This is a genomic window from Glaesserella australis, from assembly GCF_003260095.1.
Taxonomy (GTDB): Bacteria; Pseudomonadota; Gammaproteobacteria; order Enterobacterales; family Pasteurellaceae; genus Glaesserella; species Glaesserella australis.
This window is the reverse complement of sequence record NZ_PTPX01000014.1, coordinates 1-23303: the sequence shown is the minus strand read 5'-3', so window position 1 is coordinate 23303 and position 23303 is coordinate 1. Positions and strand designations below refer to the sequence as shown.

The window sequence follows — 23303 nt, the reverse complement described above, 5'->3', positions numbered from 1 at the left end:
GATTGAATTTAAATTATAAACTTTTCAACGCTGCAATACGTTTTTCTAACGGTGGGTGGCTCATAAAGAACTCTTTGGCTTTACCGTTGATCATCATTGCATTTAATGAACCTGGTAATTCTTCAGGTGCATGAACATGTTGTAAACGCTCTAACGCCGCAATCATTTTTTCTTTGCCCACTAACTGCGCGGATCCTGCATCAGCACGGAATTCACGGTAACGTGAGAACCACATCGCAATCATTGTTGCTAATACGCCGAATAACACTTCAAGAACCATCGAAACTAAGAAATAAATTCCTGAACTTTGGCTCTCTTCACCATTATCATTACGGGTACTTGAAACAGCCGTTGCAATCATACGGGATAAGAAGATCACAAAGGTATTTAAAACACCTTGTAATAACGTCATGGTAACCATATCACCATTTGCAATATGTGCTACTTCGTGTGCCACAACCGCTTCTGCTTCATCTTGCGTCATGGTATTTAGTAAGCCTGTACTCACTGCAACTAATGAATTACTTTTTGTTGCACCTGTTGCAAACGCATTGACATCTGCGGAGTGATAAATTGCCACATCTGGCATTGGAATGCCCGCTTGTTGTGATTGACGTTTAACGGTTTCTACTAACCAACGCTCTGCATTATTACGTGGCTCAGTAATAATTTCCGCTCCCACAGATTTGAGCGCCATGGTTTTTGAAAGAAATAAGGAAATTAATGAACCTGCAAAACCGAAAAGCACAGACATAATTAAAATCCCGCCAGTGCTGTTCCCTGCAATGCCTGTTACGCTTAAAATAATTCCAAGTACAATCATCACAGCGAAGTTTGTCGCAAGGAAAAGTGCAATACGCATCATATAGATAATTCTCCAAAGTTAATTAAGTTAATTGTTATACTCGGCTATGCCGAGCGATTAAAATAATGATTATTTGATAAAAATCAAGCGTTAGACAAAAATTATTCCCATAAATTTAACTGTTTTGTAATTTTTTCTTCAGGGAAATGAACATTTAACCCAATAAGACGTACTTTCCGCCCTTTTCTTCTCTCCCAAATTTGCGTTAAAAGTTGCATAAAATGATGCTCTGCCATACCGTCAGTGGTGCGTTCTAAGGTTGTTTGGGTAAAATCATCAAATTTCAGTTTAATGCCGATTTTCTTTAAATCACTTAATGGTTTATCTCCCCAATTCCGTTGTAAACGAAATAACAATTTTTGATAGTGATCTCTCACTATTTCTTCCGCATCAGACAATTCGCCAATATCTTCAAGCAACGTATTTTCGACCGCTAACGATTTACGTGGGCGATCAGTCTCAACGTCTCTTGGATCGATACCATGACTAAAATCCCACAACCGTTGCCCAAATTTGCCAAACTGCTGATAAATAAGACGTTGTTCGGCTTGTTGAATATCACCACAGGTTTGAAACCCTAATTGTGCCAATTTTTCTTGTGTCACCTTCCCAACCCCAGGGATTTTCTTTAATGGCAAGGTTTTGACAAAATCAGCAACATCTTCAGGTCGAATCACAAATTGCCCATTCGGTTTATTTTGATCGGAAGCGATTTTGGCTAAAAATTTTAACGGCGCAATGCCCGCTGATGCAGTCAGTTTTAACTCTTGCCAAATGTCATGGCGAATTGCCTGTGCAATCCAAGTTGCAGAGCCTGAGTATTGCTCACAAGCGGTCACATCAAGATAAGCTTCGTCCAAAGATAATGGCTCAATAATATCGGTATAACGATGAAAAATTTGGTGAATTTGCGCAGAGACTTCCTTATACAACGGCATATTAACAGGCAGCAAAATTAAATTTGGGCAACGTTTTAACGCTTGAGATGTTGCCATAGCGCTATGCAGCCCAAATTTGCGAGCTTCATAATTACAGGTCGTTAGTACACCACGCTGATTTGCTTTTCCACCGACAGCAACAGGTTTACCTTGTAAAGCAGGATTGTTGCGAATTTCAATAGAAGCATAAAAACAATCCATATCAATATGAATGATTTTTTTGTTGTAATTCATCGCTCACCTAATTTGCAAAAAATATGAAAAATCCAACCGCTTATATAGCCACAATAATACAACAAAGCACTGTAAATAAAAACAGTTTATCTTCATTAAATTATCTATTACATTCTATAAATTATTTTAGAAGGAGAAACTATGCTATACGGACTCATGATTGCCTTTGTCCCACTATTTTTAGGGTATCTATTTAAAACAACCAATCAAAAGATACTCGGCTGGGTCAATCGTATTACCCTTTATTGCTTATATCTTATCTTGTTGATTATGGGCATTTCCCTTGGGCAACTAGATGAACTGACCACCAAACTACCACAAATTGGCGCTATCGCCTTTGGGCTCAGTGCTATTTTGCACCTATGCAACATTATTGGCTTAGTGATTTTTGATAAGCTCTACCCAATTAAACGTCAGGAGCATAATTTAGAAGAACTGCCATCGCGTTGGAAAGTGCTACTAGAATCAGCGCAACTCTGTGCGGCGGTTTTTATTGGGGTCATTTTGGGCTTAACGACAAAAGGGATTATTGATTTTCCATTACACTCAAGTACTTATGTATTGGTAGTGATGATTTTCTGTATAGGGATTCAACTAAGAAACAGCGGTATTCCGCTACGTGATGTATTCTTAAATAAAAGAGGCATTTTGACTTCCATTGTCTTTATTACAAGCGGTCTGATTGGGGGAATCATTTGCGCCTATGTGCTTGATTTACCTGTTATCAAAGCCCTTGCCTTTGCATCTGGCTTTGGTTGGTATTCTCTTTCTAGCGTGTTAGTCAATGATGCTTGGGGGCCAATGTATGGCAGCATTGCATTCTTTAACGATCTCTCGCGAGAAATTTTCTGTCTATTTGCGATCCCATTCTTTATGCGACACTTTCCTTCTACCGCAGTCGGACTCGGTGGCGCAACGGCATTAGATGCAACCTTACCCATTATCCAAAAATCAGGTGGGATTCAAATTGTGCCATTGGCAATTAGCTTCGGCTTTATTATCAATTTAGTTGTCCCTATTTTATTGGCGTTTTTTATTGGATTGGCGTAATTATCCCCCACCCTTCCGACAGCAATAATCAAACCATGCTGTTGGAAGGAGTCGTCTTAGCCACCAAAAAAGTTTAGTTGGAAAGGTCACTTGATAACGAGCCTTTGGATGTTTGGCGTTTAAGGCTTGCAAACAGGCTTTGGCACATTCTATAGCAGGTAAGGTAAACGGATTGGCGTTGCCTTTGGTGTTCAAGCGTTCAAGCTGTTTTTGATAGGCGGCGTGGTGAAAGGAATTTTCCATATCAATATATTGATGAAGTTTCACCACAGAATTAGGGCGAAATTTGCTCTGAATCGGACCTGGTTCAATCAAGCTGACGTAAATGTTTGAGCCGTGCAACTCGTGGCGAAGCGTGTCTGCCATTCCTTCTAGGGCATATTTGGTGCTGTTGTAGGCTCCACGAAAGTGCATTGCCGCAAAGCCTAAAATACTGCTATTGATTAAAATTCGCCCACGATTTTGTTGGCGGAAAATTTTAAGGGCGTGGTTCATCACTTCCCAAGCCCCAAATACGTTAGTTTCAAAAATCTCTCGCAAGGCTTCTCTTGGAATATCTTCAACTGTACCCGGTTGCCCGTAGCCTGCGTTGCAAAATACCGCATCTAAGCCACCGCTTTGTTGAAGATAATCAAACACTTGAGCAATTTGGGCTGAATTTGTGACATCAAGCTCAACACATTCAAAGCCTTCAAATTGTAAACGTTGCACATCTTCTGCCTTGCGACAGCTTGCCACAACGCTCCAGCCATTCTGTTTGAGATAATGGGCGGTGGCATAACCAATCCCTGACGAACAACCTGTAATCAAGATCCGTTTCATTGATTCAATCCATTTAACCACTGTAGAAAATCGCTTGCTGGCAAAAAGCCCGTGACACGAGATTGGCTCAATTCCTTGCCTTGCTCGTCAAAAAAGAGAATGGTCGGCAAGCCAAGTATTTGAAAATGTTTCATTAATTGATCGTTATCTGGCGAGTTTTGGGTCATATCCACTTGCAACACCACCATTTCGGCAAACTTCGCTTTTACCTGCGGATCGGTAAAGGTATATTTTTCAAACTCTTTACAGGCAACGCACCAGTCAGCATAGAGATCCAACATCACTTTTTTGCCTTTAGAAGCGGTCAGTTGTTGCTCCAATTCTGCAAGGGACGAAATTCGGGTGAAATGGTTTGTCTGCGTTTGCGTTACCGCTGATGATTGCCAAGCGAAATCTAGCCAAGGCTTACTTGCCAACACCAACAATGCCAACACAATCAGACGAAACAGTTTTTTCCAACCACGCAAGCCGTTGCACTGCTCATTGAGCCAAATCAAAAAGGCTATCGCCAACGCCGACCACATCAACGGCTCGGCACTTGGCAACACTCGGCTCAACAAAAACACCGGCAGAGCTAACATCACAAAGCCAAACACGGTTTTCACTTTGAGCAACCAATCTCCCGATTTCGGTAAAATGCGGTTGCCAAACAGGGTGACTAGCACCAACGGAATACCCATTCCCAACGCCAACAGATAGAGAGCCACGCCCCCTGTGAGCAAGTCGCCACTTTGTGCCACATAGAGCAACGCCCCCGAGAGCGGTGCTGATGTACAAGGGGACGCCACCAAACCTGCGATCATTCCCATTACAAACACGCTGAACAGCGAACCGCCCTGTTGCTGTTGGCTAAGTTGGTTCAGCTTTTGTTGCCAACTGTGCGGAAGCTCCAAATTAAACAGCCCAAACATCGAGAGAGCCAGCACTGCAAATAACGCCGACAAGCCAATCAACACTGGCGGACTTTGCAATGCCACTTGAAACGGCAAACCAATCGCAGAAACAAGCAAGCCAAGCAAAGTGTAGGTGAGAGCCATTCCTTGCACATAACTCAAGCTCAACAACAAGGCTCGAACGCTGTTCGGGCGTTGCTTTGAGCCAATGACTATCGCCGACAGCAACGGTAACATCGGCAGCACGCAAGGGGTAAACGCCAAGCCTAGCCCTAACACAAAGAACCAAAAGATCGAAAAACGATTTTCCGCTAAGGTTTGAGCAAGCTGATTTTGTTCTGCTTTTGGCTGAGTAGTAGAAGAAGCGGTGCTTTCCGTTGTATTTTTTGCAACATTTGTAGCCGAAGCCACCGCTTGTAAATCCAACGTAACGTCTTCAGGGGGATAGCAAAAGCCTTTGGTGCAACCTTGATAACGCACACTTATCTGCCCCTGTGCTTGCGGTTCTAGCGGAATTGGGATCTGCAACTGATTGCGGTAAATTTCCACTTCACCGAAAAATTCATCTTGATAGCGTTCTGTGGTGGGAAATTGTGGCTCGCCCAATTTGGCATTATTGGCGGTAATGCGGATCTCCTTTTTATAGAGATAATAGCCGTCAGCGATCTGCCAGTTTAGCAACAGCCGTTCCGCCTGCTTTTGTGGGCTGAACACAAAGGCTTGTTCACTCGGCAAGAATTTCGGTTGTGAACCGAACAGGCTAGCGAATGTGGGCAGAGCGAAACATAGCCCCAATAAGAAAATCGACAAATAGCGTTTGATCATCTTCACTCCCTAATTCATTAGCCCAGCCATTGCCTGTGCCTTACGCTCAATCTCTTGCCATTCCGATTGCGGATCGGATTTTTCCACGATCCCTGCCCCTGCATAAAACGTAATCTGATTTTGCTTGATCAACGCAGAACGCAACATTACGCAAAACTCCGCTTGTTCGGGGGTGAAATAGCCCAAAGCCCCTGCGTACCAACCCCGTTCAAAACATTCGTGCTGTTGAATAAATTGCTTCGCCGTTGGACGTGGCAATCCTGCAACGGCGGCGGTGGGGTGAATACGGGCGAGACAATCGCCGTCACTCACCTGTTCGGCAAGTACCGTTTGGATTTGTCGGCGTAAATGTTGCACATTATGCAACCGCTTGATCTCCGCATCGCCCACTTGAATATCGGCGGCACAGTCGGCAAGATGGCTACAAATATCGTCCACCACCAGCCAATTTTCGTAGATATTTTTTTGATCGTTGAGCAACCACAAGGCATTTTGCTCCGTCTGTTCAGGATCAGCGGTCACCGCCACTGTACCAGCTAAGGCTTCGGTGAAAAAGTGGCGACCTTGACGCAAATAGAGCCGTTCAGGGCTTGAGCCGATAAAGGCTTCCCCACGCTCTTCCGACCACAAGAAATGGTAGCAACCGAGATTTTTCTGTTGGCTCGCAAAAAGCAGATCATAAGGGGAAATCGGCTGTTGAAAGGTCTTTGTAGTGGCATTGGCAAGCACCACTTTATTCATCTGCTGTTGTTGAATTTGTTCAATGGCTAAAGCAATGTTGGCTTGCCAATGTTCAAATTCACAGGCAGATTGTGTTCTAACCCATTGATTTTTAATAGGTAATAATTCGCTCACTTGCTCAAATTGAGCCAGCAATGCGATACATTCCGCCTGCTCTTGAGCCAAATGGTCGCAATCTACTATTAAACAAGCGGTGAGTTTGGTTTCATCTTTTACCAATAACAGACGGGGAAGAATGAAATGGCACTGTCCGTCAAATTCCGTGCCGCCGACAATCATTAAATCGCTCTGTTGGCGGAATTGTTCTACATCATCTAATTGATGAAAAGCTCGCACCGCCCCTACTGCCACAAGGGTTTGAGCCGTGTCTCGATTTTGCCAATAGTAATGGGGAAACAGGCTTTTCGCCTTGAGCCACGCCAAAAGCTGATGATTGGCGAGATCTACTGCTATCTCTGCTCGCAACTGCACGATACCTTGTTGCAAAGGCATTTGTTGAAGTTGTTGTAAAAGCTGTTGCTGTAATGGATTAAACAGAGACATTGCCAAAAATCCTAAAAATCTCACCGCTTGTAAAAAAAGAATTGCATTTTAGCCTATTTCTACTTTTTTTTCCTAAAAAATCAGAGTAGAGTAGAGCAATTTTTAACAAACTATTTACTATTTAGGAAGACTCAATGGAACGCTTTGCCAAAACCGATAAATTAGCTCACGTTCGTTATGATATTCGTGGACCAATTCACAAAGAAGCTCTTCGTCTTGAAGAAGAAGGGCATAAAATTTTAAAACTCAACATTGGCAACCCTGCCCCTTTCGGTTTTGATGCCCCTGCGGAAATTTTAGTCGATGTCATCCGTAATTTGCCTACTGCGCAAGGCTATTGTGATTCCAAAGGTTTATATTCTGCCCGTAAAGCGATTGTGCAATACTACCAACTTAAAGGATTATTAGAGCTTGATGTGGGCGATGTTTATATCGGTAATGGTGTATCTGAACTCATTACCATGTCAATGCAAGCACTATTAAATGATGGCGATGAAATTTTAATTCCTGCTCCAGACTATCCACTTTGGACAGCGGCAGCAACCCTTGCAGGCGGTAAAGCGGTACATTATTTATGCGATGAAGAAAACGAATGGTTCCCTGATATTGAAGATATTAAATCAAAAATTACCCCGAGAACTAAGGCGATTTTGGTGATTAACCCAAATAACCCAACAGGTGCGGTTTATAGTCGCCAAGTTTTATTGGATATTGCACAAGTGGCTCGTGAACATAACTTGATTGTGTTCTCTGATGAGATTTATGAGAAGATTGTTTACGATGGTGCAGTTCATCACCATATGGCAGCGCTCGCCCCTGACTTACTCACTGTTACTTATAATGGGTTATCTAAAGCTTATCGTGTAGCGGGCTTCCGCCAAGGTTGGATGGTGTTAAATGGTCCGAAAAACCAAGCGAAAGGCTTTATTGAAGGCTTGGATATGCTGACATCAATGCGTTTATGTGCCAATACGCCAATGCAACACGCCATTCAAACAGCGTTGGGCGGTTATCAAAGCATTAACGAATTTATTTTACCGGGTGGACGTTTGCTTGAACAACGCAACAAAGCGTATGAATTATTAACGCAGATCCCGGGTATCAGCTGTGTCAAACCGAAGGGGGCTATGTATATGTTCCCGAAAATTGATACGGAAATGTACGGTATTAAAGACGATCAGAAATTTATCTACGATCTTTTACAACAGGAGAGAGTGCTGCTTGTTCAAGGATCTGGCTTTAACTGGCCTAAACCAGACCACTTCCGTGTGGTAACACTACCACATACTCACCAGTTGGAAGAGGCCATTGGACGTTTGGCGAAATTTTTGCAAACGTATCGTCAGGACTAATTTTTCCTTTTGAAAATAAAATGTAGGGACACACTGCGTGTGTCCGCATATCAATGCTTCATTTCTATATTTGCGGACACACGCAGTGTGTCCCTACAATTAATGATTTTATTTTCAAGGGGAAACAAATTCTACCCAAAACCCAAATGATAAAAGGCATCACATTTTCTATCACCGCATCACTGTTATTCGGTGTACTTTATTATTTATCTACCCATTTAAAACCGCTTTCTGGTGAAGAAATTTACGGCTTTAGAATGTGGGTGAGCTTGCCTTTTGTGATTGCAGCTCTCTTTATTTTCAAAAAAACGGACGAATTTAAAGCCTATTTAATCCGCTTAAAACAGCAACCTCATTTAATTTTCGTCTTATTAATTACCACCGCCGTAACAGGCTCGCAAATGTGGTTATTTTTATATGCTCCAAATAATGGTTATGCCATTGACGTTTCTATCGGTTATTTATTAATGCCAATTGCAATGGTTGCCGTTGGGCGTTTTTTATTTAAAGAAAGCTTATCTTATTTAAAAATAGCGTCGATTATTTTTGCCTCTATTGGTGTTTTATTTACCTTAATCTCTACAGGTTCTCTTTCGTGGGCAACCTTAATGGTATTAATTGGCTACCCCGTTTATTTTAGTTTGCGTAAAAAGTTTGATATGTCTCATTTATCAAGCTTTGTGTGTGAAATTATCTTAATGTTGCCTATTGCAAGCTATTTTATGCTAAATACCGATATGGAATTTGTTACTGAACAAAATCCGAATTTTTACTCTTGGTTAATGTTATTAGGGGTGGTTAGTGGTACCGCATTAATTAGTTACATTATGGCAAGCAGTATTGTACCTATTAATGTATTAGGATTATTAAGCTATATTGAACCCGCATCAATGTTAGTGGTTGCATTTATTATCGGTGAAGTATTAGATCAATCGTCCTATATTTTAATGGGCTGTTTGATTATTTCGATCTTATTATTACTCTTTGACGGTATTGTCGCGATCCGAAAACAACGGGGTGGCTAAAATGTTAAAAGGCATTCTCTTATCACTCTCGGCGAATATCTTATTTGGGGCAGGCTATTATTTTGCGGTTTTATTACGCCCGTTAGATAGCGATAGCATTTTCGGCTTTCGTATTGTGGTATTAATGCCATTTATTTTACTGGCGATTATTTTATTTCATCAACAAAAAGCCTTTAAAGATCTCTATCTAAAAATAAAAAAACAGCCATTCTTAATAGCTATTTTATTGTTGCTCGCTTTAAACACTGGCGTACAACTTTGGCTCTTTTTGTGGGCACCAAATAACGGGCAAGCTATTCAAGTCTCTATTGGCTATTTATTATTACCAATAGTCGCTGTCGCATTAGGTAAAATTATTTTTAAAGAACATTTTACCCGATTAAAATGGTGGGCATTAATTTTTGCGACTTTAGGTGTTACGATTAATATCCTTTTAACTGGCACAATCTCGTGGGCAACCTTTGTAGCAGGCTTTGGCTATCCTATTTATATAGCATTACGCCGTTATTTTAATATTAATAGTCTCGCTACTTTTTTTGTTGAATTGCTATTACTACTCCCTTTTGCCATTTATTATATTAGCCAAGTTGATCAACCTTATATCTTAAGTCAAAACCAATATCTCTATTTTTATTTGGCGTTATTAGGTTTAGTCAATGGAATGGCATTTATCTTATATATTGCAGCAAGTAATACGTTACCCATTAATGTGTTAGGTTTATTAGGCTATGCAGAACCTTTAGTGATGTTATTTATCTCTTTTGCTATCGGCGAAGTATTAGAAGCGAAATCTTATATTTTAATGGCGTGTTTGGCGGTATCCATTTTATTATTGTCCATTGATAGTTTTAGTAAAAATATTGATAATTCAGTTATTAAAAAATAACAATCAAAACCCAAAAATTTTAATTAACCGTTAAGATGAAACTGATCCGCATTGCTCTGCCCGTGCCACTAGCACGCTATTTTGATTACCTGCTTCCGCCCCAATTTAATAATGTGGCGAAAGGGGCTAGGGTGGTTGTGCCTTTTGGGCGGCAACGCAAGCTAGGTATTGTAGTGGATTTTCCAACAACATCGGATATTCCCCCTGAAAAACTCAAGCCGATAGAGCAAGTGCTAGATGAACATTCGCTATTCGATGATGAAATTTGGCAACTGTTGCAATGGGCAAGCCGTTACTATCACGCCCCTTTGGGCGAAGTGGTACAAACCGCTTTGCCGACTAAATTACGACAAGGGGAAAGCAGTGAACGTACCGCTCCTGACTATTTTGTGGTGAGCGAAAACGGCAGAAAAGCCCTTGCTAACGGCGTGGTGCAAAAAGCCAAAAAGCAACAAGAGCTATTGAGCCAACTGGCTGAAATTGCAAATTTTTTTGAAAAACCGACCGCTTGTAGCCCTGCGGTGTGGAAAGCCTTGCTTGAAAAAGGCTATGTAGAGCCGTTTTATCAGCCCTTTACCGTTCAATCGTGGCAAGAAAAGCTGGGTGACAAGCCGATTTGCAACAGCCAAAACCGCTTAACCCTAAACAAACAGCAAACCCTTGTGGTCAGCCGTTTGCATTATCAACAAGGCTTCGGGGCGTTTTTGCTCAATGGTGTAACAGGCTCGGGCAAAACGGAAGTCTATCTACAAGTGATTGAAGAAGTGCTGAAACAGGGCAAGCAAGTGTTGGTACTCGTGCCTGAAATCGGTCTTACGCCACAAACTATTTTGCGTTTCCAAGCCCGTTTTAATGTGGAAATTGATGCTCTGCACTCCAATCTCAACGACAGCCAACGGCTCAATGCGTGGCTACGGGCGAAAAATGGCGAAAGTGCCATTGTGATCGGCACGCGTTCGGCGTTATTCAGCCAATTTCATCAGCTTGGCTTAATTATTATTGATGAAGAACACGATAGCTCGTTCAAACAGCAAGACGGCTGGCGTTATCACGCACGGGATTTGGCGGTGCTTCGGGCGAAAAATAACAATATCCCGATTATTCTCGGCTCGGCTACCCCAAGTTTTGAAAGTTTGCAAAATGTGCAAAACGGCAAATTTACCGAACTGCAACTGAGTGCAAGGGCTGGCAATGCTCAATTTTCCACACAGACGCTGATCGACCTAAAAAAACAGCGAATCTTTTCGGGCTTATCGGAAAAGCTGTTGGCGATGATGCAAAGCCATTTGGAAAAGGGCAACCAAGTGATGTTGTTCCTAAACCGTCGTGGTTTTGCCCCTGTGCTACTCTGCCACGAATGTGGTTGGATCGCCGACTGCCCGTCTTGCGACAAGCCGTTTACCTATCACCAAAAACAGCGGGTACTGCGTTGCCACCACTGTGCATCGCAAAAAGCCATTCCACGCCAATGTGGGCATTGCGGTTCGGTCAATCTGATTACCACAGGGATCGGTACGGAACAGCTCGAGCAGGTGTTGGCTCAACATTTTCCACAATATCGTATTACTCGCATTGACCGAGACAGCACCGTCCGCAAAGGTTCGTTGGAGCAACATCTCGCTGATATTCAAGCAGGCAAAAGCCAAATTTTGATCGGCACACAGATGTTGGCGAAAGGGCATCACTTCCCGAATGTGACACTGGTGGCGATTGTCAATGTGGATAGTAGCCTGTTTTCCACCGACTATCGAGCCGAAGAACGCTTGGCACAGCTTTATGTGCAAGTTTCAGGGCGAGCAGGACGGGCGGAAAAGCAAGGCGAAGTGGTACTCCAAACCCATTACCCCGACCACCCACTGCTCACTACGCTACTAAATGACGGCTATCTCGCCTTTGCCAAACAAGCGTTAGCAATGCGAAAAATAATGAGCTTACCGCCATTTTCATCGCAAGTACTGATCCGAGCCACAGGCAGAGACAACGACAAAGTTGCAAATTTTTTGCAAGATCTAACCGCTTGTTTACAACAAATTATCAACGAAAACCAATGGCAAGGCTTCCAACTGCTAGGTCCGTTTAATGCTCCAATGGCAAAAAAAGCAGGACACTACCGCTGGCAGCTACTGCTTCAACATTCTACAAGAAGTACGATCCAACAGCTGTTAGATCGCTTTGATGAAAAAAAGGATCAATATCTCCGCAATGACGTTTGGTTTAGCGTAGATATTGATCCGCAGGAAATTGGATAAATATTAACTCTTATTCTGATGTATTCTCTTCTTTTTCAGTCTCATCCAACTTAACCATAGCTCCTTGGATAGTGTGCTGAACTTCAATAGAAATCAAACCTCGAATTAATTCTTCCGTAGATTTTACTTTTTCAACTACAGTATTGCCTTCTTCATCGAAATAGCCTTGATCTTTTAAGGTATTGCTGAATGTTGAGAAAAGCGCTTTATCAAAAAACTCCGGTGCATTAATACCATGTAGAACAGATAAACGTTGTGCAATAGAACGGCTTTCTTTTTCTAAGGTATTACGGCTCATTTCTGGCTGTTCAATCAAAATACTCAGGCTAATATAGTAGCGTTGTAATAATTCACGTACGCCCGAAGCATGTAACTGTAAAGAACGAATACGTTGGCGATTAATCACAAACATATCACTTTCATTCTTAATCAGATTTTGAGCCACAAATTCGGCTAAGATTGCTTCAATATGACCACGAACATCTGCTGTTTTAAAGTGCATAAATAACTCCGCTTGTAAGAACGGATAAATACGATTAACACTTTGAATAATCAGATCTTTTGCTACAGCTTCATGGTGTAACACAATACTTGCAACGAGTGATGGCAATACAAACAAGTGTTGAATGTTATTGCGATAATAAGTCATCAGAACAGCTGATTGACGCTCTAAACGAATAATTTCCCCAAAATTATCTTTTTCAGAAATCACGCCTGAACGTGGTAATTTAATTACATGATCTAACATTGTCTCTGCGGAATCAGTTGGCAAAGTCACATCATTTGTGTAAGGAACATGCTTAAATAACTGCATATAACTTTCAACTTGTTCGATAAGTTGCTCACGGGTAAGTGAACGCTGACGTGATGCTAATAATACCGAACCAATTAAGTTTTTAGCATTTACTGCCGCTGCATTATTGATATGCACCATAACTTGCTTAGAAACAGATTCCACAGCGCTATTTAACCATTTAGGTCGGCTATCTTCTTGTACGGGTTCTTTCCATTCAGGAAAGTGTTGATTCAAGTAATGATTTAATGGAATCGGTTCACCAAAATTAACGAAACCTTGCCCTAAATTACGTAATTTTTTAATGACACGAAGTACAAGCCCTGCATTTTCTTTTTCTTTTTCTGCACCGCGAAGCTCTTTTTCATAAGTGTCGACTTCTAAAACATGCTCATAGCCAATATACACAGGTACAATACTAATTGGTCTTGTTAAACCACGTTGGAGAGCCTGTAATGTCATGGACATCATACCTGTTTTCGGATCAAGTAAACGACCTGTACGTGAGCGTCCGCCTTCAATAAAATATTCTACCGAATAGCCACGATAAAAGAGCTCGGCCAAATATTCTCTGAAAATCGTAGAGTAAAGACGATTTCCTTTAAAAGTACGACGGATAAAGAAAGCGCCCCAACTTCTAAAAATAGGCCCCGCTGGCCAGAAGTTAAGATTAATCCCTGCCGCAATATGTGGCGGCACTAAGCCTTGATGATACAAAATGTAGGAAAGTAATAAATAGTCCATGTGGCTACGATGACACGGTACATAAACCAGTTCGTGACCTTCTAAAGCTAATTTACGTACACGTTCCGCATACTGAACATTAATTCCTTGGTAGAGCTTATTCCAAAGCCAACTAAGTACTCGATCAGCCGTTCTCAAACTATCATGACGAACATTAGCCGCAATTTCATCTAGAATTTTTTCTGCTTCTTTACGCGCTTTTTCAGGTGATCCCTTTGGCTTTTTCGCTTCGTCTTCAATAGCCGCTAAAATAGCTGGAGATTGAAGTAATTTATTGAACATGGCTTGACGATCAGGTAATTGTGGACCTGTTGCTGAATAACGTTGTTTAGCAAAGTGCATTTTCGCTACACGCGCTAATTTTTGCGCTAAATTGTTATCCGATCCATAATTTGCAATCATATAGCGTAAAGAGACCGCTTGTGAGAAACGAATAAAATTATCTCGACCAAACCATAACATCGTAATTAAACGTTGGAAGGGGCCAAGCAAACGTAATACAGGTAAACCTTTCTCCTTACCAGGGGCTCTTCCCCATAAAACTGAAACAGGCATAACCTGAATATTGAGATTTTCATCCTGACGATTCAGATCTAGATAACGGTAGAATACTGATTCTGTTTCTGTTTTTGCACCTTTCGATTTGAAAAAACGGCGCCCTTCATCCAAAAATACGAAACGTGGTAAAGATTGACCTTGAATTTCATTATTTAATAAAGGATCTGGCAGACCTAATACCGCACAATTTTTTTGTAAAATGAGCAGATCCGATTGAGATGTGTAAGGTAAGACATAAACAATAGGTTGATCCAAATTCAATCCCAATTCATCCACGGGATTTGTCGGAATGGATCTAGATTTAACAAGCAGAGAAAGTGGCAAATTAAGCACTTTACGATAAAGGTTTAATAGACTAGACATTTTTATATCCTTTTAATAATTATGATCGGATTAAAACGATGCTCAGTTTATCATAAATTTCTTAGAAAAATCTGAAATTATTTTGTTGCAAATGAAATTTCACTGTATATAATGTCAATAATTTCTGTATATAAAGACAGTGGGGAAATTATGAAAAGACAACATTTAACTGCTCGCCAGCAGGAAATCTTAGATTTCGTTAAAAATTATATTGAAACAACAGGTATGCCACCAACTCGTGTTGAAATTGCTCGAGATATTGGGTTTAAATCGCCTAATGCTGCTGAAGAGCATTTAAAAGCCCTTGCTCGTAAAGGCTATATTGAAATGCTTTCAGGCACTTCTCGTGGTATTCGTATCTTAGTTGAAGATGAAGCAGCAAATGATGCAGAAGGATTACCATTAATAGGCAAAGTCGCTGCTGGTACACCAATTGAAGCCATTGAACATATTGAAAGACATTATCCTGTTAATGGAGCGATGTTTACACCGTCAGCAGACTATTTACTCAAAGTTAATGGAAACTCAATGGAAAAAATTGGCATCTTAGATGGTGATTTACTTGCTGTGCATAAAACAAAATCGGTGCGTAATGGACAAGTCGTTGTTGCTCGAGTTGATGACGAAGTAACCGTTAAGCGTTTAGAGAAAAAAGGCAATTTAATCTATCTTCACCCTGAAAATGATGAATTAGAAGCGATTGTCGTCGATCCTAGCCAATCTTATATTGAAATAGAAGGAATTGCTGTAGGAGTGATCCGCAGTAACGCTTGGATGTAAACACTTTCAAAAATAAATTTCGATTGAAAAAACATTCAGAAGAATCCAAAATAACGCCTTCACCTTTTAATTTGAATAAGAGATTATTATGAATTTAGCTGAATTTCACCAAGCTATTGAACAAGTATGGGAACGTATTGAAGAGCAATTAGAAGAGCAAGGATGTGATGTGGATTGTGAAACCCAAGGTGCCGTATTTACGATCACCTTTGATGATGATTCACAAATTGTCATTAATAAGCAAGAAGCGATGCTTGAACTTTGGCTTGCAAGTAAACTTGGTGGCTACCACTTTGCCTATCGAAATGATGATTGGGTCAGTGCGGAAGGTCGTTCTTTCTGGACACATTTAGAAGAGGCTGTGGCTCGTCACGGTGAAACTGTCTCTTTTAACTAATGTCAGTCTCTCTCATTACCAAAGCCAATGAAGTATTACACAACATCTTTGGCTACCAATCTTTCCGACAAGGTCAATCCGAAGTTATTGACGCGATCTTGTCGGGCAAAGATTGTTTGGTAATTATGACAACGGGGGGAGGTAAATCCCTTTGTTATCAAGTTCCTGCTCTTTGTTTGGAAGGTCTTACACTCGTTATTTCTCCATTAATTTCGTTAATGAAAGATCAGGTTGATCAACTTTTAGCGAATGGTGTTGAAGCAGGTTATATTAACTCTACGCAAACCTTTGAAGAGCAACAATCTGTTGAACAAAAAGCAATCTCTGGACAGCTTAAATTACTTTATCTTTCACCTGAAAAGGTGATGACATCAAATTTCTTTCAGTTTATTTCCTTATGTAAAATTAGCTTAATTGCAGTTGATGAAGCTCATTGTGTATCTCAATGGGGACATGATTTTCGCCCAGAATATACTTTACTGGGTGGTTTGCGAAAAACTTTCCCAAACATACCGCTTGTAGCACTAACTGCTACGGCAGATCCTACAACCCGTTTTGATATTATTCATCATCTCAAGTTGGATAATCCCCATACTTACTTAGGGAGTTTTGATCGCCCTAACATTCGTTATACCGTACAAGAGAAGTTTAAACCTGTCGATCAACTGATTAAATTTATCAGTAGCCAACAGGGTAAAAGTGGCATTGTTTATTGCAACAGCCGAAAAAAGGTAGAAGAACTGACGGAAAAACTCTCTGCTCGTCGATTTTCTGTAATGGGTTACCATGCGGGTATGACCGTCCAACAACGTGAAACTGTACAAAATGCGTTTCAATGCGACAACATTCAAATTGTGGTCGCCACTGTTGCTTTCGGAATGGGGATCAACAAATCAAATGTCCGCTTTGTCGTACATTTTGATCTTCCAAGAAGTATTGAATCCTACTATCAAGAAACAGGGCGTGCAGGACGAGATGATTTACCCGCTGAAGCCGTTTTATTTTACGATCCTGCCGATTATGGTTGGTTACATAAAGTATTATTAGAAAAACCTGAAACTGAACAGAGACAAATTGAGCAGCATAAATTACAGGCAATAGGCGCTTTTGCAGAAGCTCAAACTTGTCGCCGTTTAGTACTACTTAACTATTTTGGCGAAACAAGACAAACGGCGTGCCAAAACTGTGATATTTGCCTTGACCCACCGAAAAAATATGATGGTTTAATTGATGCTCAAAAAGTAATGTCTGTCATTTATCGTACAGGGCAACGCTTTGGATTACATCATATCATTGCTGTACTTCGTGGTTTAAACCAGCAAAAAATCCGAGAATATCAACATGATACACTTTCTGTTTATGGGATTGGTAAAGAGAAGTCTCAAGAATATTGGATCAGTGTTACTCGTCAGTTAATTCATTTAGGCTTTATTCGCCAAAACATTGTAAACCACTCTGCTTTACAACTAACTGAAGAGGCTCGCCCAATCTTACGTGGCGAAAAACCGCTCAACCTGGCTAATCCACGCTTAAGCTTTTCTGCGACAGCTTATGTACATAAGCAACAAACAAGTAAGCGTTATGATAAAGATCTCTTTGCTCGCTTGCGTTTTTTACGTAAACAGATTGCTGATAAAGAAAATATTCCGCCTTATGTGGTATTTAATGATGCAACATTACAAGAAATGGCAGAATTTATGCCTACTACAGAAGATGAAATGCTATCAATTAATGGCGTTGGGGAGAGAAAACTGGAAAGATTTGGTGAAGCCTTTTTAAGTTTAATTCAAGCTCATGCTGCTACTCGAATATAAAATGGCTACCTAAGTAGCCATTTTTTGATATAAAGTCTTTTGTTATAAGGATATAGATACTTTAACGACTTCTAACTTTCTGCCTTTTCCGAAGTAGGCTTACGTCTTTTCCCGATATTTTTCGTATCTTTATGGCGAACCTTGACCTTCTTCTTCAAGCTCTCTTTTTTCTCTTCCTTCTTCTTACGAATACGCGCTTTTTCTTTTTTCGACACCGTATTCACTTCTCCATCTTTCGGGGCTTTGGTGCGAGGTTCTAAGCCTTCGACAATTCGAGGCTTTAACGGCTCTTCCGTATAGCGTTTGATTTTGCCGAGCAATTTGTAGTCGTGAGCTTCCACTAACGACACTGCCGAGCCTTTTTTACCAGCCCGAGCAGTACGCCCGATACGGTGTAAATAGGTATCGGCACTGTATGGCAAGTCAAAGTTAATCACAAAATCGACATCATCAATATCAATCCCCCGTGCCGCCACGTCCGTTGCGACTAATACATTCACCACGCCATCTTTTAAACGAGCAATGGCTTGATTGCGTTGTGTTTGTGCCATTTCACCTTCAAGGTAGGTTGAGCGAATACCACGTTTACGCAAGGTTTCGCTCAACTCACGTACCGCTTCTCGGCGACGGACAAACACAATGCTTCGCTCAATCTCAAATTCGCTGATTAAACGAGCCAACAATTTAGTTTTATGCTCAAGGCTGTCGGCGTGATAATACCATTGCTGAATTTTCTTCCGCTCTCGGCGGCTTGGTTCTGCATCGATCTGCACAGGGTCATTTAAAATCCGCTGAGCAAAATCCACTAACAATTCGCCTTCAAGAGTCGCTGAAAAGAGCCAAGTATATTTACGCCAACGGGTTTCTGCCGCAATCTTTTCGGCATCTTGCCCAAAGCCCATTTGCAACATACGATCCGCTTCATCAAAAATCAGCACTTCAACAGAGCGACAATCGAAATTCTCTTCGTTGATATATTGTTGTAAACGTCCTGGAGTCGCCACCACAAGATCTTGGTTGGTGTTAAACACTTCCCCGTGATTTTGATACGCCACACCGCCTGTGATTGTAGCAATTTTCAAGTTGGTAAATTGAGCCAGTTCTTCTGCTTGCTCAGCCACTTGCATCGCAAGCTCACGGGTTGGGGTTAGAACCAAAATACGTGGCGGACCAGGTTTACGGCGTGGATGATCAAGCAAATGTTGCAACGCAGGCAACAAAAATGCCGCTGTCTTACCTGTTCCTGTTGGGGCGGAGCCTAACACATCTCGCCCTTCTAACGCAGGAGGAATGACTTCTTGTTGAATCGCTGTCGGGCGTTTGTAGCCTTTCTTTTCCAAGGCCTGTAACAGCTCGGGGCTTAAATCAAGTTCTTCAAAAGTAGTTAATTCGTTCATATTATTCTCTGTTGATATAAATCGGTATTCGTGTTTTCACTATAAATATAATGCCATTACCACCGCATCTTCTCGCCCACCGTCTTGCGTTGGGTAATAGTTTTTGCGAATGGTGACTTCGTTAAAGCCAAGGGCGGAATAAAGTTGCAGTGCTTTCGTATTTGATACCCGCACTTCAAGCCATAATGTCGTGATTTGTTTTTGTTTTAGCTGTTCAACTAACGCTTGTAATAGCTGTTTGCCATAGCCTTTACCTTGATAAGCAGGATCAACGGCGATATTAAACAGCGTTGCTTCATCTAATACAAACTGACAAATCGCAAAGGCAACAATTTGATTTTCAACGGATAATTTCAAATTTAAATAACGTTCGCCTTGGCTATTTAATAAAGTGCCTTTCGCCCACGGCACTAAATGGGCTTGCTGCTCAATCTCAAACAAGCGGTCGAAATCGGGTTCTAAAATAGGGGAAATCACGAATTATCCTCAAAATGTTGACAAAATGGTTGCATCTGTTGCCAAAATTGACGTTTTTGCTTTGAATTGCTGAGTGACTGCCAAGAAGAACAATGCCAAGCGGTCTGATTTGTAAATTTTTTTGCAAATCGTACCGCTTGTGCTTCTTCTTGAATTAACCAAAAGATTGGTTGATGTTCAAACTGCAGGCGCATTGCTTGTTCAAAGCTAAGCCATTGATATTGTTGGTAATTTACTTGCAATGCTCGCAGAATATCTTGAAATAAGCCTGTCTGCTGATAGTTTTCTTCGCAGATCACCACCAATTTTACATCGCTATCTAAGCGAATTTGAGCATCGCCTTGTAGCACCTGCGGTTTGGTCAGCATCCATTGGGGAATATTCATTTCCGCTAAAAGCAAATCTCGCCGATTCATCATTTTTCCTCATAAAAAGTTGGGGAATAGTAACAAAAATCGGTAAAATGCAGAAATTATTTTGCATTAAAGCGTGGAAATTTATGTTATCACTCGAAAGTGAAGTGTTGGAAAGGCACTTAGAAAAATTTGAACAGAAGCATGTATTGTTATTTGGCGATGTGCGAGATCGCTTTGCGGATTTGATTGCGCCATCGGCAAAATCTATCTCAGTATTTAGTAGTTATTTTGATTATGCTCGCCATTATTCCAATGTCGAGTTTGGCTTGGAATGCCATCAATCTGCGGATTTAGCCGTTTTTTATTGGACAAAGAATAAACAAGAGTGTCAATTTCAACTGCTACAATGGTTGGCTACTGCGCCTGTTGGGCAAGAAGTATTGATTATTGGTGAAAACCGTGTTGGTATTCGTTCTGTCGAAACCTTGCTTGAACCCTTTGGCGAGATTGCCAAAATTGATTCTGCTCGTCGCTGTGGTTTATATCATTTTAAATTAGCGCAAGTGCCTGAATTTGATTGCAAAAAATTTTGGAAATCTTACCGCTTGCACGAGCTAAATATATTCGCTTTACCTGCAGTATTTAGCTCGGCGGAGTTAGATAACGGCTCAAAATTGTTGCTTTCAACCTTTGATAAAGCAGATCGGCTAAAAGGCAAAGTGTTAGATCTAGGCTGTGGCGCAGGGGTAATTGGGGCGTTTTTAAAACAACAATTCCCGAAAATCAAGCTGACCATGTCCGATATTCACGCTATGGCAATCGCCTCAAGCCAACGCACCCTTGCTGAAAATCAGCTTGAAGGCGAAGTGGTCGCAAGCGATGTCTTTTCTCACATTGATGGACGTTTTGACTTGATCGTCTCAAATCCGCCATTCCATGATGGTGTTGATACAGCTTACCGAGCGGTAGAAGAATTGATTTTACAGGCTAAACAGCATCTCAATAAAGGCGGTGAGCTACGTATTGTAGCAAATGCTTTCTTGCCTTATCCTGATTTATTGGATAAAGCCTTTGGTCAGCATCAAGTGTTAGCTAAATCGACGAAGTTTAAGGTTTATTCTGCAACAGTTTAACGGGATATTTTCATAAAAAGGGGCTTATTCCTTGTGAAATTAGCCCTTTTTGCCTACAATACCGCCTTTTATTTATTAAGCAGAAACTATGTCGCAAATTAAATTGATCGTTGGGCTGGCTAACCCCGGCACAAAATATGAAGACACCCGCCACAATGCAGGCGAGTGGTTGATTAATGAACTTGCTCGAATGTTTAACGTTTCCTTAAAAGAGGAAGCGAAGTATTTTGGTAAAGTCGCCAAGATCAACACAGCACAAGGCGAAGTGCGTTTACTTGTACCAACCACCTTTATGAATTTAAGTGGGAAAGCGGTCGGATCTTTGGCGAATTTTTACCGTATCAAACCCGAAGAAATTTTAGTCGCTCACGATGAATTGGATTTACCTCCTGGTGTAGCAAAAATCAAGCAAGGCGGTGGACACGGTGGGCATAACGGCTTAAAAGATATTATCGCAGCACTTGGCAATAGCAATAATTTCTACCGTGTGCGTATTGGTATTGGACACCCCGGACATAAAGATTTAGTCGCAGGCTATGTACTCGGCAAACCATCGCCAACCGATCAGCCGTTAATTGATGCAGCCGTTGATGAAGCCAGTCGTTGTGTGGAATTGCTGTTTAAAGAAGGCATTGTGAAAGCGACAAATCGCTTGAATGGGTTTAAGGCATAAGTATCTATTCACAATTACAGTAGGGACACACTGCGTGTGTCCGAAAAATATATGTTTCTCAAAATAATACGGAGAAATGGATAAGTGGACACACGCAGTGTGTCCCTACATAACATTTTATTTATAGGAAAAATTATGGGATTTAAATGTGGTATTGTCGGCTTACCAAACGTAGGTAAATCAACACTTTTTAATGCATTAACGAAAGCAGGTATCGAAGCGGCAAACTATCCGTTCTGTACTATCGAACCAAACACAGGCGTGGTACCAATGCCTGATCCACGCTTAGATGCGTTAGCAGAAATTGTAAAACCAGAACGTGTATTGCCAACCACGATGGAATTTGTGGACATCGCAGGCTTAGTAGCAGGAGCGAGCAAAGGCGAAGGCTTAGGCAATAAATTCTTAGCCAACATTCGTGAAACCGATGCGATTGGTCACGTGGTGCGTTGTTTTGAAAATGATGATATCGTGCACGTTGCAGGCAAAATCAACCCGCTTGATGATATTGAAGTGATTAACACTGAGCTTGCTTTAGCAGACTTAGACAGCTGTGAGCGTGCGATTCAACGTTTACAAAAACGTGCTAAAGGTGGCGATAAAGACGCTAAATTCGAGCTTTCCATTATGGAGAAAATTCTACCGACATTGGAAGCTGGCGGAATGATTCGTTCCGTTGAATTAGACAAAGATGAGCTACACGCTATCAAAGGTTACAACTTCTTAACCTTAAAACCAACAATGTATATCGCAAACGTGAATGAAGATGGCTTTGAAAATAACCCATATTTAGATCAAGTACGTGAAATTGCGGCAAAAGAAAATGCGGTGGTAGTTCCAGTTTGTGCGGCGATTGAAGCAGAAATCGCAGAACTAGACGATGATGAAAAAGTTGAGTTTTTACAAGATTTAGGCATTGAAGAGCCGGGTTTAAACCGTGTGATTCGTGCAGGTTATAAGTTATTGAATTTACAGACCTATTTCACTGCTGGTGTAAAAGAAGTGCGTGCTTGGACAGTGTCTATTGGTGCAACCGCTCCGAAAGCTGCTGCCGTGATCCATACTGATTTTGAACGTGGTTTTATCCGTGCTGAAGTCATTGCTTACGATGATTTCGTCCAATATAAAGGTGAAAATGGTGCGAAAGAAGCCGGTAAATGGCGTTTAGAAGGAAAAGAATATATCGTTCAAGATGGCGATGTGATGCATTTCCGCTTTAATGTGTAATGAGTAAAAGGGAGTTGTGTAAGACAACTCCCTTAATTTTTATATATCTTTTAAAAAGCACATATACAAGCGGTATGATTTGATTTATTTTGGCATAGTAGACAAAATTGTTGCTGAACCGTCAAAAACTATGCCATGTGGACAAAATTGTTGCTAATGTTTATTTTT

20 protein-coding genes are annotated in these 23303 nt (G+C 41.1%); 11 read left to right on the top strand and 9 right to left on the bottom strand.

Translation table 11 applies throughout. The features are described from left to right. Positions 1–13: 13 nt before the first annotated feature. Both htpX and dinB read right to left on the bottom strand, forming a co-directional pair. A complete protein-coding gene (htpX, locus tag C5N92_RS06895; protein WP_111750115.1) occupies positions 14–865 on the bottom strand; it encodes a protease HtpX in 852 nt (283 codons plus the stop codon). 101 nt (positions 866–966) lie between these two features. Next, positions 967–2037 carry a DNA polymerase IV gene (dinB, locus tag C5N92_RS06890; protein ID WP_111750114.1) on the bottom strand — a complete coding sequence of 357 codons (1071 nt, stop codon included), beginning with the start codon at positions 2035–2037 and terminating at the stop codon, positions 967–969. Positions 2038–2178: 141 nt separating this feature from the next. On the opposite strand from dinB, the gene C5N92_RS06885 reads away from it, so the two are divergent. Next, the gene (locus tag C5N92_RS06885; protein ID WP_111750113.1) at positions 2179–3087 is read left to right on the top strand and encodes a LysO family transporter; all 909 of its coding nucleotides are present in this window, start codon (positions 2179–2181) and stop codon (positions 3085–3087) included. On the opposite strand, the gene C5N92_RS06880 is transcribed toward C5N92_RS06885, so the two are convergent. Genes C5N92_RS06880 through C5N92_RS06870 form a run of 3 tightly spaced genes read right to left on the bottom strand, consistent with a single transcriptional unit; the run spans position 3088 to position 6911 of the window. Beyond that, entirely contained in the window at positions 3088–3909 is an 822-nt protein-coding gene (locus C5N92_RS06880; protein ID WP_111750112.1) for an SDR family NAD(P)-dependent oxidoreductase, read from the bottom strand. Then, positions 3906–5627, bottom strand: coding sequence for a protein-disulfide reductase DsbD (locus C5N92_RS06875; protein ID WP_111750111.1), 1722 nt, complete (start codon positions 5625–5627; stop codon positions 3906–3908). The genes C5N92_RS06880 and C5N92_RS06875 overlap by 4 nt, the downstream gene beginning before the upstream one ends. Before the next feature lie 9 nt (positions 5628–5636). After that, positions 5637–6911 carry an isochorismate synthase gene (locus tag C5N92_RS06870; RefSeq protein WP_111750110.1) on the bottom strand — a complete coding sequence of 425 codons (1275 nt, stop codon included), beginning with the start codon at positions 6909–6911 and terminating at the stop codon, positions 5637–5639. 134 nt (positions 6912–7045) lie between these two features. Here C5N92_RS06870 and C5N92_RS06865 point away from each other — a divergent pair, with 134 nt between their 5' ends. The 4 genes from C5N92_RS06865 to priA all read left to right on the top strand — a co-directional run bounded on the left by C5N92_RS06865 (position 7046) and on the right by priA (position 12423). Beyond that, positions 7046–8263 carry a pyridoxal phosphate-dependent aminotransferase gene (locus C5N92_RS06865; RefSeq protein ID WP_111750109.1) on the top strand — a complete coding sequence of 406 codons (1218 nt, stop codon included), beginning with the start codon at positions 7046–7048 and terminating at the stop codon, positions 8261–8263. A 146-nt stretch (positions 8264–8409) separates the two neighbouring features. Beyond that, the gene (rarD, locus tag C5N92_RS06860; RefSeq protein WP_111750108.1) at positions 8410–9288 is read left to right on the top strand and encodes an EamA family transporter RarD; all 879 of its coding nucleotides are present in this window, start codon (positions 8410–8412) and stop codon (positions 9286–9288) included. Position 9289: 1 nt separating this feature from the next. Further along, positions 9290–10174 carry an EamA family transporter RarD gene (gene rarD, locus C5N92_RS06855; protein WP_111750107.1) on the top strand — a complete coding sequence of 295 codons (885 nt, stop codon included), beginning with the start codon at positions 9290–9292 and terminating at the stop codon, positions 10172–10174. Positions 10175–10209: 35 nt separating this feature from the next. Continuing rightward, positions 10210–12423: a primosomal protein N' gene (priA, locus tag C5N92_RS06850; protein ID WP_111750106.1), complete on the top strand. Its 2214-nt coding sequence runs from the start codon at positions 10210–10212 to the stop codon at positions 12421–12423. A gap of 10 nt (positions 12424–12433) precedes the next feature. Here the strand turns inward: priA and plsB are convergent, their stop codons facing one another. Continuing rightward, positions 12434–14881 (bottom strand): glycerol-3-phosphate 1-O-acyltransferase PlsB, encoded by a 2448-nt coding sequence (gene plsB, locus C5N92_RS06845; protein ID WP_111750105.1) that lies wholly within the window; start codon positions 14879–14881, stop codon positions 12434–12436. Positions 14882–15031: 150 nt separating this feature from the next. On the opposite strand from plsB, the gene lexA reads away from it, so the two are divergent. The 3 genes from lexA to recQ all read left to right on the top strand — a co-directional run bounded on the left by lexA (position 15032) and on the right by recQ (position 17872). Next, positions 15032–15661 carry a transcriptional repressor LexA gene (gene lexA, locus C5N92_RS06840; RefSeq protein ID WP_111750104.1) on the top strand — a complete coding sequence of 210 codons (630 nt, stop codon included), beginning with the start codon at positions 15032–15034 and terminating at the stop codon, positions 15659–15661. An 88-nt stretch (positions 15662–15749) separates the two neighbouring features. Continuing rightward, positions 15750–16058, top strand: coding sequence for an iron donor protein CyaY (cyaY, locus tag C5N92_RS06835; protein ID WP_111750103.1), 309 nt, complete (start codon positions 15750–15752; stop codon positions 16056–16058). Further along, positions 16058–17872, top strand: a complete 1815-nt coding sequence (gene recQ, locus C5N92_RS06830; protein WP_111750102.1) for an ATP-dependent DNA helicase RecQ — start codon at positions 16058–16060, stop codon at positions 17870–17872. Before cyaY ends, recQ begins: the two co-directional genes overlap by 1 nt. A 71-nt stretch (positions 17873–17943) precedes the next feature. Here the strand turns inward: recQ and srmB are convergent, their stop codons facing one another. From srmB to C5N92_RS06815, 3 genes are read right to left on the bottom strand one after another with little or no spacing between them, the layout of a single operon-like run. Continuing rightward, positions 17944–19269, bottom strand: coding sequence for an ATP-dependent RNA helicase SrmB (gene srmB / locus C5N92_RS06825; protein WP_111750101.1), 1326 nt, complete (start codon positions 19267–19269; stop codon positions 17944–17946). Between the two features lie 39 nt (positions 19270–19308). Next, complete coding sequence (gene rimI / locus C5N92_RS06820) at positions 19309–19746, bottom strand: ribosomal protein S18-alanine N-acetyltransferase (RefSeq protein ID WP_111750100.1); 438 nt, start codon at positions 19744–19746, stop codon at positions 19309–19311. Beyond that, entirely contained in the window at positions 19743–20162 is a 420-nt protein-coding gene (locus tag C5N92_RS06815) for a DNA polymerase III subunit psi (protein ID WP_111750099.1), read from the bottom strand. Before C5N92_RS06815 ends, rimI begins: the two co-directional genes overlap by 4 nt. Before the next feature lie 83 nt (positions 20163–20245). On the opposite strand from C5N92_RS06815, the gene rsmC reads away from it, so the two are divergent. The 3 genes from rsmC (at position 20246) to ychF (ending at position 23135) form a co-directional block, all read left to right on the top strand. Beyond that, a complete protein-coding gene (gene rsmC, locus C5N92_RS06810; protein ID WP_111750098.1) occupies positions 20246–21235 on the top strand; it encodes a 16S rRNA (guanine(1207)-N(2))-methyltransferase RsmC in 990 nt (329 codons plus the stop codon). Positions 21236–21323: 88 nt separating this feature from the next. Beyond that, the gene (gene pth, locus C5N92_RS06805; RefSeq protein ID WP_111750097.1) at positions 21324–21908 is read left to right on the top strand and encodes an aminoacyl-tRNA hydrolase; all 585 of its coding nucleotides are present in this window, start codon (positions 21324–21326) and stop codon (positions 21906–21908) included. Between the two features lie 135 nt (positions 21909–22043). Further along, positions 22044–23135 carry a redox-regulated ATPase YchF gene (gene ychF / locus C5N92_RS06800; RefSeq protein ID WP_111750096.1) on the top strand — a complete coding sequence of 364 codons (1092 nt, stop codon included), beginning with the start codon at positions 22044–22046 and terminating at the stop codon, positions 23133–23135. Positions 23136–23303 lie beyond the last annotated feature (168 nt).

Coding starts and splice junctions, on each gene's coding strand:
- srmB (WP_111750101.1), bottom strand. CDS start 19,269: ATGAACGAATTAACTACTTTTGAAGAACTTGATTTAAGCCCCGAGCTG.
- plsB (WP_111750105.1), bottom strand. CDS start 14,881: ATGTCTAGTCTATTAAACCTTTATCGTAAAGTGCTTAATTTGCCACTT.
- C5N92_RS06865 (WP_111750109.1), top strand. CDS start 7,046: ATGGAACGCTTTGCCAAAACCGATAAATTAGCTCACGTTCGTTATGAT.
- C5N92_RS06815 (WP_111750099.1), bottom strand. CDS start 20,162: ATGAATCGGCGAGATTTGCTTTTAGCGGAAATGAATATTCCCCAATGG.
- priA (WP_111750106.1), top strand. CDS start 10,210: ATGAAACTGATCCGCATTGCTCTGCCCGTGCCACTAGCACGCTATTTT.
- rarD (WP_111750107.1), top strand. CDS start 9,290: ATGTTAAAAGGCATTCTCTTATCACTCTCGGCGAATATCTTATTTGGG.
- C5N92_RS06885 (WP_111750113.1), top strand. CDS start 2,179: ATGCTATACGGACTCATGATTGCCTTTGTCCCACTATTTTTAGGGTAT.
- dinB (WP_111750114.1), bottom strand. CDS start 2,037: ATGAATTACAACAAAAAAATCATTCATATTGATATGGATTGTTTTTAT.
- htpX (WP_111750115.1), bottom strand. CDS start 865: ATGATGCGTATTGCACTTTTCCTTGCGACAAACTTCGCTGTGATGATT.
- C5N92_RS06880 (WP_111750112.1), bottom strand. CDS start 3,909: ATGAAACGGATCTTGATTACAGGTTGTTCGTCAGGGATTGGTTATGCC.
- rsmC (WP_111750098.1), top strand. CDS start 20,246: ATGTTATCACTCGAAAGTGAAGTGTTGGAAAGGCACTTAGAAAAATTT.
- pth (WP_111750097.1), top strand. CDS start 21,324: ATGTCGCAAATTAAATTGATCGTTGGGCTGGCTAACCCCGGCACAAAA.
- ychF (WP_111750096.1), top strand. CDS start 22,044: ATGGGATTTAAATGTGGTATTGTCGGCTTACCAAACGTAGGTAAATCA.
- C5N92_RS06875 (WP_111750111.1), bottom strand. CDS start 5,627: ATGATCAAACGCTATTTGTCGATTTTCTTATTGGGGCTATGTTTCGCT.
- rarD (WP_111750108.1), top strand. CDS start 8,410: ATGATAAAAGGCATCACATTTTCTATCACCGCATCACTGTTATTCGGT.
- C5N92_RS06870 (WP_111750110.1), bottom strand. CDS start 6,911: ATGTCTCTGTTTAATCCATTACAGCAACAGCTTTTACAACAACTTCAA.
- cyaY (WP_111750103.1), top strand. CDS start 15,750: ATGAATTTAGCTGAATTTCACCAAGCTATTGAACAAGTATGGGAACGT.
- recQ (WP_111750102.1), top strand. CDS start 16,058: ATGTCAGTCTCTCTCATTACCAAAGCCAATGAAGTATTACACAACATC.
- lexA (WP_111750104.1), top strand. CDS start 15,032: ATGAAAAGACAACATTTAACTGCTCGCCAGCAGGAAATCTTAGATTTC.